The organism is Gimesia aquarii, from assembly GCF_007748175.1.
In the GTDB taxonomy this organism is placed as follows: Bacteria; Planctomycetota; Planctomycetia; order Planctomycetales; family Planctomycetaceae; genus Gimesia; species Gimesia aquarii_A.
This window is the reverse complement of the sequence record NZ_CP037422.1, coordinates 2424892-2442289: the sequence shown is the minus strand read 5'-3', so window position 1 is coordinate 2442289 and position 17398 is coordinate 2424892. Positions and strand designations below refer to the sequence as shown.

The following is a 17398-nucleotide window of genomic DNA, read 5'->3' as shown; positions in this document are numbered from 1 at the left end:
AAGATTTAATGAAGCGACTGTTAAGCAAAGAGACTATTGTAACCAGGGAAGCGGGGCAGTCGCGGGCGGCATTTTGACTAGTTTCACACAGGAAACGTCTTTGTGTTCGGAGACTTCTGCCAGAGCCGCTTCCGGAACTTCTCCATCGACATTCAGAACCGCAATCGCTTCACCACCAGGCTGGTTTTGAAGTCGCCCCAGGGCCATGTGGGCAATGTTGACTTTGTGATTTCCCAAAACCGTGCCGATATAACCGATGAGTCCTGGTACATCATGATGGCGGTAGATCAACAGATTACCATCGAGGTATGCATCGAGATAGAACTCATCCAGTTTGGTAAGCCGTAAGAAGTCCTGGCCGAAAATGGTACCGGCTGCCGAGTACTGACCTTCGTCTGTTTCGATCGTTGCAGAGATCAGTGTAGAAAGTGTACCAGCTTCACTGGATTTCGATTCAGAAATCCCAATGCCACGCTCTTTTGCGAATACCGTAGCGTTCACAATATTGACGTCTGCCTCAAAGGCATTGGAGAGTAACCCCGCCGCAAAACTGGATGTGATCAGTTTCGTTTGTTTCTCTGCCACTTCACCACGATACTGTATCTGAACGTTTTTGAGACTGCCTTCTGTCTGGTGAGACAGGAACAAACCCAGACGATGTCCCAACTCAACATGTGGTTTCAGGTCTGCCATTTCTGCTCCCGAAACGGGAATCATATTGATGGCGTGGCGAATTTCGTTGCGGGTGAGATAATCGGTAATAATCTCTGCGGCTTCCAAAGCAACCATTTCCTGTGCTTCATCTGTGGAAGCACCAAGGTGGGGAGTCGATAACATATTAGGCGCATCGATCAATCGTCGGTTTTCTGGTGGTTCCTGAGTAAACACGTCACAAGCGGCTCCCGCGACTTTACCCGATTCAAGTGCATCCGCCAGATCGTCTTCGTTGATAATACCACCCCGGGCACAGTTGATGATCCTGACTCCGGGACGCATCGTGGCGATTCGCTCGGCGTTGATAAGGTCACGCGTTTCATCTGTCAGAGGAGTGTGCACGCTGAGGAAGTCGCAGTGTTTAACGATTTCATCAACTTCCTTATAGAGTTCGATACCATATTCGGCTGCCTTCTCTGCAGAGAGAAAGGGATCATAACCGATGACTTTCATTTCGAGGCCTTGTGCCCGTTGCGCGACGGAAAGACCGATACGTCCCAGTCCCACGACGGCCAGTGTTTTCCCGGCGACCTGGGTCCCCGTTAATTTTTTACGCTCCCACTTGCCTTCTTTCATTGTTGAGTAAGCAGGTCCAATATTACGAGCCAGTCCCATCATGAGGGCAATGGTTTGCTCAGCCGTACTGGTGGTATTTCCAGCGGGCGTATTCATCACGACAATACCTTCGCGCGTGGCGGCCACGCGATCGATATTATCAACGCCGACACCTGCCCGGACAATGGCCTTTAATCTGGGTTGCCCTTTCAGGACTTCGTCCGTGAGTTTGGTCGCGCTGCGAATGATGATCCCATCTGCCGACTTGAGTGCTTCCCGTACTTCTTCCGGCGAAAGACCGGACCGAACATCGACTTCGATTTCCGGGTTATCTTCGAGAATTTTAAGGCCGGCTGGCGAAAGATTGTCCGTGATCAGGACTCGGTACATGGAACTCACTCGCTTTTCAAAACAGGGGAAATTAGTGACTGAAAGCTTACAATGGCTTCCTATGATACAGAGGTATCGCCCCTTAGCATAGTTCGCCAAAAAATCGCGCCAAGGGTAACAGCTGTGCAAACTGGGGAAATCTAAAAACAGTTTGATACCCCTGGAGTTCAGACTCGTTATTCATATGGAAACAGTCGAATTCTGGCTGAAAAGAAGATAAATTCAGCGAAATTGACTATGATATTCTGTGCACATTCTGCTGGAATCATCGGAGATTATTATTTTTGAGAATTTATCAATGAAGGTGGATATGAAGCGTACTCTGTTCAAAATTCTGGTTGTCAGCTTGCTGGTTTCCTTGCCTGTCATCCTGCATTTCACCTATCAGTGGATGACGGCGTTGCCCAGTCAGATCACGATTGCCGCCGGTCATCCAGAAGGGCGCTATCACGGAATGGCCGTGCAACTCAAAGCGATGTTGGAGCAACGGTTGCCCATCGATGTTGAGATTCTGGAGACGAAAGGCTCGTTGGAAAACCTGGATTTATTACGTAGCGGAAAAGCGGATCTGGGTTTTTATCAACCAGGTACGGAGTTTGCGCTGGCATCGCTCAAACCTGTTGAGGCGGCTAAGCCGAAACCGCAAATTCACACAATGCCGCATATCTGTTTCATTGCCAACCTATATTCACAGGTAGTGCATATTATTGTGCCCGCTGAGTCTGATATTAAGAGTGTGAACGACCTGAAAGGCCGCCGTATTGCGATTGGCGAACAAAGCTCGGGTGACCTGGCTGCCAGTGTACCGCTCTTGCAGCATTTTCAACTGACTTTGGACGAAATTGAACCCGCGTATCTTTCCTATGAAGAGATCGAAAAGCAGTTCGGAGACAATACGTTAGACGCGGCAATCGTGACCGTGGGGGTTCAAGCACCAGTGCTCCATAATTTGCTGGAGACTGGTCACTATCGCATTTTGGAAATCCCCTATATTGGCGCACTGACGCGCAAGGAATCTCATTTTTATGAATATGAAATTCCGGCAGGCATGTATCGCAGGGCAGAGCCGACAGTTCCCGTCCAAAATTTGCAGACGGTGGCTTGTGGTGCGCATCTGCTTACAAGGGAGGCCGTGTCTGCCGGTCTCATTGCCGAAGTGACGTCCATCATTCTGCACCAAAATTTTTCGCGACAGATGCGTTTGAATGAGCTGTTTGCACAAGGCAATACATTCGCCCGGGACAATCAGGGATTCCCGGTTCATCTTGGTGCGGATCATGCATATAATCCCGAATTGAAACCCTTCCTGAATTCGGAGTTTGTTGAAGCAACGGAGGGGATGCGATCGTTTATCGTGTCGATCCTGATCGCCGCCTATCTGTTGTTTCGATGGGTTCAGAATCGGCGCTCAAAAGCGAAGGAACATAAACTGGACCGTTATATTCGACAATTGGTGGAAATCGAAAACAAGCAAATGCAACTGGACGGAAATAATCGCGAGGACGGAGTTGTGTTACATCAGTTACTTGATGATGTGACTTGTTTACGTCAGGAAACACTGAAACAGTTTTCAGCCCATGAATTGAATGAAGATCGTGCCACCGATGTTTTTCTGGAAATGTGTCATGCCTTGAGTGACAAAATTAACGCCAAGCTGTTAGGCTGGAAAATCGATCGTCTGGGTGAGACAATCGATAAATCCTGAAGTGTTCTTTTACCAGAAAAAGCGGCTCGCTTTCAAAACGTAACTTCATCCGGATGCGGATCATGCTGGCTAATGTCAATCTCTTTAATTGTATCTTGATCGTGGTAGGAATGGGCGTTGGTTATCTGTTTATCCTGATTCCGATCCTGATTTACTATGCCATTCAGCATATGCGATCACCCCAGTTGATTCTGTTGCCTGAAGCGGATTGGAATGAATACTACGAACATAAATGTCAGGTTGAATCTGATTGGGCCGAATCAAATCAATTCAAACCAGTTGGTATTTATCGATTACAGCAGAATTTTATCCTGGTTTGGGAGCATCTTGAAAGCGCCACTTTTTTTCAAGTTACACTTTCACCTTACGGTCGGTTCCACAGTTTCACGACGGTTTTCGAAGATGACTACTCTCTGATTACGGCCAATGATCGAGAATCGCTTGTGTTCCCTTCGCCACCCAAGCAATTCGTTCAGTCGTTTGGGATCGAGGCTTTCGATCTCTTGGTCGAAAAACACCAGTTAACGCTGGTGGATTTAATCAAAGTCAAGCACTTGGAGTTACCAGAGCAAGTACCCGACTTTGAGGAAACTTATCTGAATCAGATACGCCAGCAGCATGAGCATGTTCGGTCGGTTCCGCTCTATCCGATTCGAGGTATCTGGTGGTATCACATCGGTCGGCGGGCCAAGTTCAATCAACCCATTGACTTGCAACAGGCTGTCTTAGAGCATTTATAAATGCATAGTACAGTTGCATGATCATGAAGCGACTATTACTGCGAGTGCTTTATTATAGCAGTTCCCAGAGTCCGCGGTGGATTTTCCAACCTTCGTTTCGTTTTTTTCTTTCGAAGCTGGTTTGAAAATCCATTTCATGCTCGGGACGCTTTTCTTCGGGAGCGTCCCGATGTGCAAATTGACTGGCGTGATCCATCAAATTTTTGACCCGTTCAAAATACTCTTCGACGTCGGTCCAGAAGTGAAGTTCACCTCCCTGCTTGAGCGCCGTCGTAACCTGTCTGACGAATACATCCGTGAAAATCCGGCGTTTATGATGTCGTTTTTTCCACCAGGGATCAGGAAAGTAAACATGCACTTCGGAAATGGATGATTCAGGGATAAATTTGTCAAAGGCAATTCGTGCATCCCCACCCAAAACACGGGCATTAGGTCGGTCGGCTTTAAGAAGTCGTGTGGCCGCCCGACGTCCTTCACGATAGTCGATTTCCAGACCGAGATAATTTTTATCCGGATTTGCTCCGCTGGAATTAAACAGGAATAAACCGCGACCTGCTCCAACATCTAATACGACGGGGTTGTCATTCCCGAAAAAGTTGTTCCAGTTGAAAGGCCCTTCCAGATCCTCCAGGGTTTGAAAGTAGGGTTTGAGGTCTGTTGTAGGCTTCGAACGCGACATGATTTGAAAAAACGATATTTTTTAGATTGGAAGAGAAAATAATTATTAAGACGCACACACTGTAGAATAGAGAGCGTGGCGTGTAAATTATCAAGAGAGAACCGCAGGTTGTTTTTTGGAGATCCTCATGTTACCCGATTTTTTGTTGCAAGCTGCGAAAGAAGTTCAAGCGGCTCTGAGAACACATGATGAAAAGCTGGTGCTGGCTGAAAGTTGCACCGGTGGTCTGGTGGCGACCTTAATGACCAGCCTGCCGGGAATTTCTGATTATTTTTGTGGTTCCGCCATCGTTTACCGCTGGGATACGAAAATGAAATGGTTGGGCGTGCAGCCGGAGACTCTGGAAAAATATACGGATGTGAGTCGTGAAACAGCCAGAGAGTTGGCACTTGGAGTCTTAAAGCAGACTCCCGAAGCAACCTGGGCTGCATCAATTACAGGTCATCTGGGTCCGAATGCGCCCTCGCATCAAGATGGACTGATTTGTATCGGCATAGCACATCGAAGTTCGAACGATTTCAACAGTCCGCCAGAAATACAGACGATCGAATCCTTCCAGTGTGATGCTTTAATCGCTGAGTTTCCATTCAAAGCCGATTCGACACCAGAACTCTCACTGAGACAACAGAGACAGCTTGCTGCCGCCCGTCAAATGCTGAAGCTGATTTCAGCTGCTTTAGAACGCTAACCCGTTGTATTCCGAGCATTTTTGACAGCATCATGAATGAGCTTGAGGTGCCTGCTACCGTTGAGGGCAGTATATTCCGAATAATCGTCAAACTTTATCTGTCTGGAAACGTTTGCTTCGTTTTTCCACGTGTTGCAACCCGTTCTTCCGGCACGATCTTCGTTGCGAAAGTGATATTCTGTCTTTCCCTTTGCATCAGCACAACATGAATAACCGAATTATTCACTAAGCCACAAGTGTTCGTTTAATACATTCTATTTGGCATGACCCATGTTAATGGAATGACCTCCGGTAGAGTGATTTCGCCGGAATCAGGGTGGAATTGATGCTTAGAAGTACTCACAAGATCAATTCTACATAACGGCTATTAAGACTAATCCCTCTCGACTCCATCTTTTTAGAGGATTTCATAATGAAGCGCTGCAGTATTTGGGCCGCAGTTCTTTCAGCGTCTGTCGCTGTTCCGTTCGCAGGTTGTTCTCATATGCCCACAGCCATGCTTCCTTCGTCTGCGAAGGAAAAAGTTCTGGATAGCAAAATGGTCGTTGCTCAGGATCTGGAAAGCAAAAAAGAATTTGAAAAGGCTAAAAAAGCTTATGAATTGATTCATAAGGCAGATCCCAAGCATGCGCGTGCCTGTCATCGACTTGCCATTGTCAGTTATCGATTAGGTGATCGGGAGAAAGCACTGGAGTATTTCAAGAAAGGGCAGGAACTCACGCCAGAAAATCCTGAGCTTCTGAGCGACTATGGCTATGCCCTTTATAAGATGAAGCAGTACGAAGAGGCAGAAGGAATACTGAAGAAATCAGTAAAGCTTGATCCGAAAAGTGAGCGCGCGATTACTCGGTTGGCTACCGTGTATGGTATCCAGGGGAAAATGAAAGAGAGCTACACCGAACTCCGCAAAATCAGCGGTCCTGCAGAAGCACATGAAATTGTTGCACACTTGCACTCCCAGCGTGGAGAAAAACAACTGGCCTTAAGCCATTACCAGAAATCGCTGGCGATCAGCAAAAGAGAAGCCAGTGGTAGGGGAGATTTGAAAAAGGGTTCCAAAGCATACGAGCTGAATCAGGAATTATTGAAGCGTGTCGAACAGAATGTTGCCCACCTTTCTAGCGATCCTACTCTGAAATCCGCGCAATCAAAAATGCAAATGGTCAATCATTCTCAGCAGAAGAAACGAGAGTTGACTGCATCTGGAAGAGAAAAAGACCTCTTCCGAAAACCAGTCGAAAAAACGTTTAATAAAACGACCAAGAAAAAGCAGGCACCAGAAATCGAAATTGCTGAAACGAAGAATTCACCGTTCCGGGTCATTCGAGAACGCATTGTGAAACCGAAGGCAAAGCAGAAAGTAGAGAATCCGTTTTTGGCGGATCCTAAGTTAGCAGAATCTGCTTTTGAAAAACCAGAAATGGAAGTCGCCGAGAAGAAGCAGGACACTAAAACAAAAGCGGAACAGCAGATTGCGGAGCTGGATCAGCTTCTTGCTCGAACAAAACCACGTCCTGAGGTAAAAGAAGAAGTCACATTCAGAAGGCTGACTGATGAAGACGTGCAAAAAGTAGAACGATCTCTTAAAGCAGAAAAACAGACAGCGCAAGTGACCAGAGACATACAGGTCGCTCGCGATGAAACCAAACCAGTTAAGAAAAATGTAAAACAGAAACGCTCTGCCTTTGAGTTAATGCGTGAATTGCAATATGAGCTGATTGCAGATTTCACACCTCCGGAAGAGGAACTAGTCATAGAAGAGCAACCTGAATTCCAATTGGTTGAACGGACTGAACCTCAGACTGACTTTATACCACAGAGGGAGGTAGAGAATCCTTTTGTGAATCAGACCCGTCAGATGGCGGTTCAATCTCCCTTTGAAGGACGCACAGTTCAACTTGGAAAATGGAAGCCCATTGAACCTGGCATGAAAGCTCCAGAAAAAACTCAGGTGAGTACTGTCTCACGTCAAGTTGAGGTCCAACCTGTCCTAAAGAGCAAAAAAACTTTTGTGCAAAACGCGATTGTAAGCCGACCCAAGCCAGAAACAGCTCAGCCGATGACGGCCGTCGATATGTGCCCTGCTGCGACCGGAGAAGTATTGAAGCTGGTCAAGCAACTTGATGCATATGATGTACCAACGTTGAAACAGGCTGTTCAACGTCTGGGTGCGATGGAATCCGAGGCAATAGCAGCGACACCCGCTCTCCGATCGTTAACGCTGCATGAAAACATGGGAGTTCGTATTCAGTGTGCGTTTTCATTGTGGAAAATTGAAGGGAACACCGATGATTCGATTCCTACTTTGATTGAAGCCATGAACTCATTTGTTGAGAGCGATCGTTCCTTTGCCGCAGCCGTATTGTCGCAGATGGGTACGCAATCTCAGGAGTTAACACCCATTCTGGTTCGTTCATTATCGGACACGAATGAGTATGTCCGCTTACATACGGCAGAACTACTGGCGCGTAATCCAGAGTGGCAATCTCAGGCAAATAAAACTCTGGCCGATTGTGTTGTCTCCAAAGATGTCAACATCCGTTGGTTGGCGACTTACAGTCTGGCCGATCTGAAATCTCAGGATGATCGAGTCGTTGCTGCACTTTCCATTGCCTTGCAAGACAAAGCCAGTCAGGTTCGTGCAGGAGCCGCTTATGCCCTGGGAGAAATCGGCCCTTATGCCCACAAGTCGATTCCTGAATTACAAAAGGCACGCTTTGATACCAACTCTGAAGTGAGAGTGGCTGCGAAGAATGCTCTGAGTCGTGTGAGGCGAGTCAGTCCACCTGCCGCTAACTAATTTAGATTCAGGCCCAAATAGTATTTTTCAAAAAAGCTATTTGGGCCGAGTTGAATCGATTCCAACGAAAAATGCTTTTTGGTGAGCCTATCTCACCCTCTCCTTTGTCAATTCCAGGCTGAGATTCTTTCGTACTCTCTCTCTTTTTTTAAAACCGGTTGCGAGACGCTAAGGGTTGCTTATTGACGGTCTGGTATTGACTGTTCTGATCGGGGCTGTTTGATGTCAAATGTTGAGACAAGCTGATTTTAGGACCCTGGGAGACAAGGTGACGTTCAAGACGCCCTTCCAGAGCCACTTCTTTTTTCTCCAGAAGTTGTTCTCGTTTTTTTCGTTCTCTGCGCGTTGCCAGTGCGCCGAGTCCAAAATAAGAGATCAAGCCGAAGACCCCCATCATCAGATACATGCTGTTAGTGGGCAATGATGATATCTTTCCGGTTGCCATGCCCAGCACAAAGATACTGATAATCAGGATCGAAGTGTGACTTAGTAAAGGCCCTTTGCCTGTTTCTGTAGATGATCTTTTTCTAGAATGTGTCATAAGAGGTCTCAGCCCTGGAAAATTCGAGATGGGAAATCGATAGAACATGGGCTTTAACGATGGCCCAGTTCGTTTGAGAGACAGGGATCTGCTCATTGAAACCTAGTTTGAGACTTTTGGTCGGTCAAAAAAAAAGACCACTTTTCGTAACGTTTTTTATAAGTACAGTAAAATCTGCACTTATTTTTAGCGAATTTTGGTATTACAGATAGATTGGTCGGTAAAATTGATACAACGATCAGGATGGCAACGGCTTTCATCTGTGTGAGATCAAGTAAACATTCAATCAGAGTTCTGGCGTGTGAAGTCAGCATTGCGAGCAATTGCAAAATTAAGATGAATCAACGACGACAGTTTCAGGAGTAAAGAGCGTCTGTGAAAATTGCCTTGGCACAACTCAATCCGACAGTAGGCGATCTACGTGGAAATTGTCAGCGAATTCTGGAAACAGTACAGCGGGGAGAACAAGCGGGCGCGAACCTGATTCTTTTTTCCGAATTGGTGGTGTGTGGGTATCCTCCCAAAGACATCCTGTTGCGCGAAGGATTTATCGAGGCTTGTGATCGCGCCGTCGCGCATCTGGCGGGACAGATTCCATCGGAGATCGGTGTGATTGTGGGGCACCCTACCGGGCAAAAGCTTCCACCGGGACGGATTGCCAATGCTGCCAGTCTACTATATGAGGGACAGGTCTCAGCGTGCGTCCATAAATTGCTACTGCCGACTTATGACGTGTTTGATGAGCATCGCTATTTTCGTTCTGCGGAATTGAGCAGTATTCAACCCGTTTTATTTCAAGGGCTCAAACTGGGGCTTCATATTTGTGAAGATGCCTGGTGGGGGCAGCCGGACACGTTTTATCATAATCAGCCTGTGGAGCTACCCGATCCTGTGCAGATTCTGGCGGAAGCCGGTTCTGATTTGCTGATCAACATCTCTGCGAGCCCTTTTGAAATTGAAAAGCGAGAACGTCGGCATCAAATTGTCAGTTCGCATGTGGATCGTTTTTCCATTCCCTACCTGTTTGTAAATCAAGTGGGCGGTAACGATGATTTGGTTTTCGATGGGCATAGTTTTGTAACAGATCAGCATAATCGAATTGCACTCCAGATGCCCGGGTTTAAAGAGGATCTGAGCTACTTCGATACAGAACACCCTTTGGATGTGGAAGCAAACAAAGTCGAAGCGAGTTCTCGTGAGGAGCAACTTTTTGAGGCTCTGGTACTGGGGCTGCGTGATTACATGCAGAAGTGCGGATTCACCGATTGTGTACTGGGTTTATCGGGGGGGATTGATAGTGCGCTGGCGTGTACCATTGCCGCTGAAGCCATCGGGGCTGAGCACGTACATGCCTTATTACTACCCAGCCGTTACAGCAGCGAGCACAGCATTTCTGATTCTTTGGAACTGGTAAAAAATCTGGGACTTGACTATGAAATCATTCCCATCGATGAAGTGCATCGCGCATTCGAAAATCTGCCTGTGATCGGAGACGATTTGAAAGGGCAGCCTGCAGGACTGGCAGACCAGAATCTACAGGCGCGTATTCGTGGTGCGAATGTCATGGTCCGCAGTAATCGGCATGGCTGGCTGGCGCTGGCAACGGGAAACAAGAGTGAATTGGCGGTGGGATATTGCACACTTTATGGTGATATGGCGGGAGGATTTGCTGTACTGAGCGACGTATTCAAACGCGACGTTTATCTGGTATCCCGTCATGTGAATCAAAGAGCGGGACGGACAATCATACCTGAACATATTCTGGAAAAGCCGCCAAGTGCAGAATTGGCTCCGAATCAGGTCGACCAGGATACCTTGCCACCGTATGATTTATTGGATGAGATTCTTAAAGGTTTAATTGAAGACGAGCTGTCTGTTCAGAGCCTGTCGAAACAGTTTCCCGCCGAAACCGTTCGCTGGGTTGCCAGGAAACTGGATCAGAATGAATTCAAACGTCGACAAATGCCTCCGGGAATCAAACTCTCCGGGCGTGCTTTTGGTTCAGGTCGTCGTATGCCGATGGCAGCACGGTTTCAATGGGAAGCAGAGTAATCCGTTCCACCAGCATCATGATTCAACCCAAATTTAGTAGTGGGAACATTCGATGAAGTGTCATTCTTTGATGGCTATCTGTTGTCTCTTTCTCTTTATCGATTTACCGAGCGCTGTTGCCGCGGATCCACCTCGGCTACCACGGGTAAAACCGAAAGCGGTTGGCATGGATGCCAGGCGGTTAGCGATGATTGATTTTGTCGTTCAGCGTGGGCTGGATCGAAAATCAATGCCTGGCGCGGTCGTGCTGGTGGGGTATCAGGGAAAGGTTGTGTTTTTGAAAGCGTACGGTGATCGTCAACTGCAACCAGAAAGAGTGCCGATGACGACTGATACCGTATTTGATATGGCATCGCTGACCAAACCGATTGCCACTGCCACGAGTGTGATGCAACTGGTAGAGCAGGGAAAGATAAAGCTGACCGATCCTGTTTCCAAATACATTCCCGAATTTGCCGTGAATGGAAAACAGGACATTACTGTGTATCAACTATTGACTCATCAAGGGGGATTGATACCGGATAACTCCATTAAAGACTACCGGGATGGCGCCAAAAAAGCGATGGAGCGAATTTATGCTTTAAAACTTTATTACAAGCCAGGGACGCGATTTGTCTATACCGATGTCGGTTTTATCTTATTAGCCGATATTATAAAACGCGTCACAGGTCAATCAGTTCATGAGTATTCCAGTAAAAACGTATTTCAGCCGTTGGGGATGAATGAAACAGGTTACCTGCCCGGGCCAAAATTAAAAAAACGTGCCGCTACAACACAACAGCGTGAAGATCGTTGGATGCAGGGGGAAGTGCACGACCCACGGGCCTACCGACTGGGAGGGGTTGCCGGGCACGCAGGCTTATTTTCAACGGCGGAAGATTTAGCTGTTTATGCTCAGGCGATGCTCAAAGGGGGTTCCTATGCAGGAGCTCAAATTTTAAAACCAGAGACTGTAAAAATGATGACCCGCGGTTATCCCGTGGATGATGTTAAACGTGGTCTCGGCTGGGATGTGCTTTCGCGTTATTCTTCGAATCGGGGTGATTTCCTTTCAAAGCAGGCGTTTGGGCATGGCGGGTTTACAGGAACCTCGATTTGGATTGATCCCGCTCAGGATTTATTTGTAATCTTTCTCAGCAATCGGGTGCACCCCGACGGGAAAGGTTCGGTTAATTCGTTAGCAGGGCGTATCGGAACTATCGCTGCCGCAGCAATAGACCAGCGATCCATTCAGCAATCAACGCCGGCGGTCGCCGCCAGTGATGCTTTGTCGGTGCTGACTGGCATTGATGTGTTACGAGAGAACCAGTTCAAATCACTGAAAGGATTGAAGATTGGTTTGATTACCAACCACACCGGTTTAAGCCGTGATGGTAAGAGTACGGTGGAAATTCTGCATGAAGCGTCCGATGTCCACCTTAGGACCTTGTTCAGCCCCGAGCACGGTTTTGCCGGTAAGTTAGATGTTTCAAAAATCGGTGATTCCACTGATCAGAAAACCGGATTGAAAATATTCAGTCTTTATGGAAAAACAAGAACTCCTACGCCTGAGAGCTTGCGGGGACTGGATGCGATTGTGTTCGACATTCAGGATATCGGTGCGCGATTTTATACCTATATTTCCACAATGGGAAATGCGATGCAGGCCGCACAAAAACAGGGACTCAAATTTATTGTCCTGGATCGTCCCAACCCGATTAACGGCGTCGACTTTGCAGGTCCGGTTCTGGATGACGGAGCACAATCATTTGTGGGTTACCACCGGATTCCGGTTCGTCATGGAATGACTGTCGGCGAATTGGCGCGGATGTTTAACAGCGAAATGAAGATCAACGTCGACTTACAGGTCATTCCATTACAAAACTGGAAACGGGAGATGTACTTTGATGAGACCGGTCTGACCTGGGTCAATCCCTCTCCCAATATGCGAAATCTGAACGAAGCCGTTTTTTATCCCGGCATTGGTTTGTTAGAAACAACCAATCTGTCGGTGGGGCGCGGGACCGATACCCCCTTTGAATGGATCGGTGCACCCTGGTTGGATGGTATGAAACTGGCGCGGCAGCTAAACCAAGCGGGGCTGCCTGGGGTGCGTTTTGTTCCCGTTCAATTCACTCCAAGTTCCAGTAAATATTCGGGTGAGTTGTGTGGTGGTGTGAATTTCATCATCACAGATCGGCGCGTGTTTCAATCAGTGAGAACCGGGCTGGAAGTGGCACATCAGCTACGTTTGCTGTTTCCCGATCAATGGGAGACGAAGCACTTTAACCGCTTGTTAGGAAACCAACGCGTGTTTGATGCTGTCGTGGCAGGCAAAACTGTGCCGCAGATTCAAGCGTTGTACCAGGAGAATCTTGCTGAGTTTACCGTTCGGCGGGCGAAGTATTTGTTATATTGATCCTGTGTAACCATCGCAATGAGCGCTCACCACTTGCTGGTGTCGTACATCATTTCTTTAGAGCCGATGATTTTAGGATCAAAACTTCCAACGATATTTTCGTCTTTGTTGGGGTAATCAATATGACTCAGAATATAACTTAAACAGCTCAAACGAGCGCGTTTTTTATCATCAGAATGAATCACGATCCACGGGCTGGCCTTCGTATCTGTGGCCATCAGCATGGCATTTTGTGCTTCCGTGTACTCGTCCCAGAGCCCCAGACTTTTAATATCAATGGGACTTAATTTCCATTGTCTTAGTTTGTCCGTCTCACGCGCTTTGAAGCGGCGGAATTGTTCTTCACGACTTACAGAGAACCAAAGCTTAAACAGCCGCACTCCGGAATTCACCAGCATATTTTCCACCTGTGGGGCTTCACGGAGAAAAGTATGGTGTTCGCTCGGGCGACAAAAACCCATGACAGGCTCGACCACTCCCCGGTTATACCAGGAGCGATCGAATAAGACGATTTCGCCTCTGGTTGGTAAGTGCTCGATGTAACGTTGAAAGTACCACTGGCCTTGTTCGGTTTCAGTCGGTTTTGGTAAAGCGACAATTCGAGCACCACGAGGGTTGAGGTGTTCCCTGAAGCGTTTGATCGTGCCTCCTTTGCCGGCGGCATCGCGTCCTTCGAACAAGAGTACGATTCGCTCTCCTTTCTGCTGGACCCACCTTTGCAGTTTTAATAGCTCAATCTGTAACAGTTTTAAATCCTCTGTGTATTTTTTGCGCTTCATCTTGGTGCGATAGGGATATGAGTCGCAGAGGATGTCTTGCTTTGAGGCAGATTTGACTTTCTCTTGAATTTCTTCGGGAACCAGATCGTGCGGGATTTCTAACTGATGGGTGATGGGCAGCAGAGTGGTGTCTTCTTGGGGGGTTGCTTTTGTTCCGGATTTTGAATCCATGTGTCACCCTAGTTTGCTCTGTTTGTGAAGGAAAATCGGTTTTCGAAATGTTGAGAGAGGAACTTTATTATGAAGTTCTGATGAGGAAATAGAAACCTGATCATCCATTGAGTGAGAGAATTATGGAAATTACAAAAATTGAAAAATCGATAAGATGCTGTATAGTAATGATTTAAGTGTTTTGTTTGATGTTGAGGAGAGTGAATCAGATTCGAAAGGCACTCCCTAATCTTTCCCTGTTAGTGAAAAGTTCCTCTTGCAGCAAAATCACCTTTTTTTTAGGCTCTGCCTCTCATCTCTCGTTTCTTACCTCATTTTCTTCTGTGATTACTCCTCAACAGCGACTGGCTCCATTCACAAATACCTTATGAATGCGACGGTGGTTCGCAAAATTTATCTCAGGAAAGTAAAGCCGTTATGTGGAGATCATTGTTCGCCATTGGCATGTTTAGCGTTGTGAATGTAATGGGTGTCAATTTAAGCGTGGCCCAGGAATTCCGCATTCGTACGACCGTATATCAGCATCAAAAAAATGTGGACGCTAAAATTGTTTCTCGTAGTGTTTCGATCTTTCACGCAGAAAAAGTGTACGATCATGTGGATGGTTTAGGAGAGGTGACCATCTTCGACCCCGCACAGAATCGACTGATTATCCTGAGTGAATCGCGGATGATTAAAGCAATTATCGATTTTGATGAAATCAAGAACTTGTTGGTCGTGGCGCGGCATCAGACACAGGAATATATTCACGATCAAATCAAGCGACAGGAATCGACGGGCAAAGTTATCGCCGAGCAATTGAAGTTCCAACTCGATCCGACATTTGACATTCAATTCGATGAGAGCAAAAATCAACTCACGTTGGATAGCCAGTTGATTAACTACCGTGTGCAGTGTGCTGCTTCCGACCAGAAATCGGCCGCTGAAACCTATTTACGATTTGCAGACTGGATGGCGCGTTTCAATTATGTGTTGCATCCTTACACATTGCCCCCCGGTTCGCGGATTGTTTTAAACGAGGAACTCAGAACGCGGGGATTGATTCCAACAGAAGTGGAGTTACAGACACGATTCGAAGAAAAGCTGCACTTACGTGCGGAACATAAAATCCGCTGGAAATTAGATCATAAAGATCGTGGGCTGATTCATCACTGGGAAATGCTACGTAAGAACAAAGATGTCAAATCGATCACGATTCAGGAATATCTGCGAAATCAAGTTGCAAGCCTGCGGAAATGATTGTAGAACAAGCAACCTTTATTTGCCGATGACCGGGATCTTCGCCGGCGGTTCGTACCAATCAATTTTCTGCTCCAATAGTTTGGAGAGCGTAGCCAGGTTTTGATTGAGGTAATCGAGCAGCGCCTGATCTTTGTGTGGTTTCCAATCGTATTGTAATAATTCCTGGTAGGCTTCATCGGGTGTTTTTTTCTGAACCAGCATGCGATAAGCGGCTACAACACCACCCGTTCTCTGGGCGCCAGCGGCACAATGAACAAGCACTGGTTTTCCTGCTTTTTCACAGCGCATTATTTCTGCGACCGCTTCGGCATAGTCTTCCACATCGCCGGTGCCATCACCAATTAAGTGTAAGACTTGATGATCAATATTCAGCTTTTGAGCGGTTTCTACCTCAGTTTTGAGGTAGGGCTTTTTTAAGTCGCTCCCATTCAAAGCGATGACTTTTTCGATCTTGTTTTCAATCAACATCGGCTCGATTAAATGACTGGAGATTTGGCCGCTACGATAAATTTTACCCGGCTCAACGACACCCCAGCGTTTGGCAACCAGTCGGTCTTCCAGAAACTCTTCCCAGATTAAGACACTCGCACCAATGATCACACAGACGACCAAAAAAGGTTTGAGGAAGTTTTTCTTTTTTGTTTGACTGGCCGCTGGTTCGGCATCGGTTTCCCTGTCAGGGGTATGCATATTAATCCTCTATGGTTTTAAAACAGATGCATTCATCATTTATTTCCGCAAGAGCTAAGCTCTCAGAGTCGGGCATTGTAATGAAAGTCATCAAACCATGAACAGAGGAAAATAATCCCTTGTAATAAGCTGGAATCAAGCAGTTTCAAAAGGGCTGGCATTGGCATTGGGGAAAAATTTACACATGAGAATCCCTAATTCATACAGAAAGATCAGAGGCAGCATCATCAACAACATGCTCATCGGGTCTGCAGGGGTCATCAACATGGAAATAATCGCAATGATCAAAATCGCCATACGTCGCTTTTCATGATAATCTTCCACTGTAAAGATGGAGATGCGTTCCAGGAACAACATAATCAGCGGCAATTGGAAGCTAAGTCCAAACATCACGGGCAGGGTGATCGCGAAGCTGATCCATTCTGAGAGTCGAATCTGAGGATTGACACCGAGTAGCTTGTTAAAGCCCAGCAGAAAGTTGAGCACGAAGGGAAACACAGCATAAAAACAAAACAGGGCACCTCCCAGAAACAGAAAGATACTGATCGGAAGATAAATATAGACGTACTTTCGTTCGTGTGGATAAAGACCGGCTGCCACAAACAGCCAGATTTGATAAATCACCCAGGGGCTGGCAAAGACCAATCCTGCAACGAATGAAACTTTCAAATAGATCGTGGTAAACGCTTCTTGAACCGCCAGGGTAACGGGTTCTGCCATCGTTTCTTCGATATTGTTTAAGCGGTATTGATAGTCTGTTAGAATTTTCTGCAGCGTTTTTGTCTCGGGGGTTTGTTCTTTCTCACTGCTGAGGCTGGCAATCATTTCTTCGATGGTTGCTTTCTGGTCTGCCGTTTTTTGTTCCGGATCGAGAACAGGATCATCCGGATGAGGGAGCTTGTCGAGGTTGTATTCCTTTAAAGCAGAGTCAATGGGAGCACGCACCACGGCGACAATTTTATGGCCAATGAATAACGCGCCCACCACACAAATCGCCAGGCCAATTAATGCTTTCCATAAATGAACGCGAAGGGTTTCGAGGTGATCCCCGAAACTCATGGTGGATTCATCAAATAGATCGTGAGACTGTGGTTTCATGGAAATATCATTCTGGAGAGACCAATACCGAACAGAATCACCACTGTTTACACTTCACGGAGTGAATTGCAAGTTGCATCAGTTGGACGAGTGGGTACTGTTCAGAACAAATGGAATATTATCATTGGCTCCCGATGATATCACGTCATTTCAGCA

General features: G+C 46.8%; 13 protein-coding genes. 7 read left to right on the top strand and 6 right to left on the bottom strand.

Translation table 11 applies throughout. From position 1 onward, the window contains the following. Window positions 1-33: 33 nt before the first annotated feature. A complete protein-coding gene (serA, locus tag V202x_RS09645; protein WP_145173603.1) occupies window positions 34-1659 on the bottom strand; it encodes a phosphoglycerate dehydrogenase in 1626 nt (541 codons plus the stop codon). Between the two features lie 310 nt (window positions 1660-1969). On the opposite strand from serA, the gene V202x_RS09640 reads away from it, so the two are divergent. Then, window positions 1970-3364, top strand: coding sequence for a TAXI family TRAP transporter solute-binding subunit (locus V202x_RS09640; protein ID WP_197993311.1), 1395 nt, complete (start codon window positions 1970-1972; stop codon window positions 3362-3364). Window positions 3365-3426: 62 nt separating this feature from the next. After that, the gene (locus V202x_RS09635) at window positions 3427-4104 is read left to right on the top strand and encodes a hypothetical protein (protein WP_145173597.1); all 678 of its coding nucleotides are present in this window, start codon (window positions 3427-3429) and stop codon (window positions 4102-4104) included. A 52-nt stretch (window positions 4105-4156) separates the two neighbouring features. On the opposite strand, the gene trmB is transcribed toward V202x_RS09635, so the two are convergent. Further along, the gene (gene trmB, locus V202x_RS09630) at window positions 4157-4783 is read right to left on the bottom strand and encodes a tRNA (guanosine(46)-N7)-methyltransferase TrmB (RefSeq protein ID WP_145173594.1); all 627 of its coding nucleotides are present in this window, start codon (window positions 4781-4783) and stop codon (window positions 4157-4159) included. A gap of 127 nt (window positions 4784-4910) precedes the next feature. Here trmB and V202x_RS09625 point away from each other — a divergent pair, with 127 nt between their 5' ends. Together V202x_RS09625 and V202x_RS09620 are read left to right on the top strand one after the other, a co-directional pair. Next, window positions 4911-5471 carry a CinA family protein gene (locus V202x_RS09625; RefSeq protein ID WP_145173589.1) on the top strand — a complete coding sequence of 187 codons (561 nt, stop codon included), beginning with the start codon at window positions 4911-4913 and terminating at the stop codon, window positions 5469-5471. Window positions 5472-5883: 412 nt separating this feature from the next. After that, window positions 5884-8271: a HEAT repeat domain-containing protein gene (locus tag V202x_RS09620; protein WP_145173586.1), complete on the top strand. Its 2388-nt coding sequence runs from the start codon at window positions 5884-5886 to the stop codon at window positions 8269-8271. Window positions 8272-8419: 148 nt separating this feature from the next. Here the strand turns inward: V202x_RS09620 and V202x_RS09615 are convergent, their stop codons facing one another. After that, on the bottom strand, window positions 8420-8812 hold the full coding sequence (locus V202x_RS09615) for a hypothetical protein (RefSeq protein ID WP_145173583.1): 393 nt from the start codon (window positions 8810-8812) through the stop codon (window positions 8420-8422). Window positions 8813-9187: 375 nt separating this feature from the next. Between V202x_RS09615 and V202x_RS09610 the strand changes: the two genes are divergently transcribed. Both V202x_RS09610 and V202x_RS09605 read left to right on the top strand, forming a co-directional pair. Beyond that, a complete protein-coding gene (locus V202x_RS09610) occupies window positions 9188-10864 on the top strand; it encodes an NAD+ synthase (protein WP_145173580.1) in 1677 nt (558 codons plus the stop codon). A gap of 52 nt (window positions 10865-10916) precedes the next feature. Continuing rightward, on the top strand, window positions 10917-13262 hold the full coding sequence (locus tag V202x_RS09605) for an exo-beta-N-acetylmuramidase NamZ domain-containing protein (protein WP_145173577.1): 2346 nt from the start codon (window positions 10917-10919) through the stop codon (window positions 13260-13262). Between the two features lie 26 nt (window positions 13263-13288). Here the strand turns inward: V202x_RS09605 and ppk2 are convergent, their stop codons facing one another. Next, window positions 13289-14212: a polyphosphate kinase 2 gene (gene ppk2, locus V202x_RS09600; protein WP_145173574.1), complete on the bottom strand. Its 924-nt coding sequence runs from the start codon at window positions 14210-14212 to the stop codon at window positions 13289-13291. Between the two features lie 417 nt (window positions 14213-14629). Between ppk2 and V202x_RS09595 the strand changes: the two genes are divergently transcribed. Next, a complete protein-coding gene (locus tag V202x_RS09595; RefSeq protein ID WP_145173571.1) occupies window positions 14630-15451 on the top strand; it encodes a hypothetical protein in 822 nt (273 codons plus the stop codon). An 18-nt stretch (window positions 15452-15469) separates the two neighbouring features. Here V202x_RS09595 and V202x_RS09590 read toward each other — a convergent pair whose 3' ends face one another. Both V202x_RS09590 and tatC read right to left on the bottom strand, forming a co-directional pair. After that, window positions 15470-16144: a dual specificity protein phosphatase family protein gene (locus V202x_RS09590; RefSeq protein ID WP_145173568.1), complete on the bottom strand. Its 675-nt coding sequence runs from the start codon at window positions 16142-16144 to the stop codon at window positions 15470-15472. Between the two features lie 135 nt (window positions 16145-16279). Beyond that, window positions 16280-17242, bottom strand: coding sequence for a twin-arginine translocase subunit TatC (gene tatC / locus V202x_RS09585; protein WP_145173564.1), 963 nt, complete (start codon window positions 17240-17242; stop codon window positions 16280-16282). Window positions 17243-17398 lie beyond the last annotated feature (156 nt).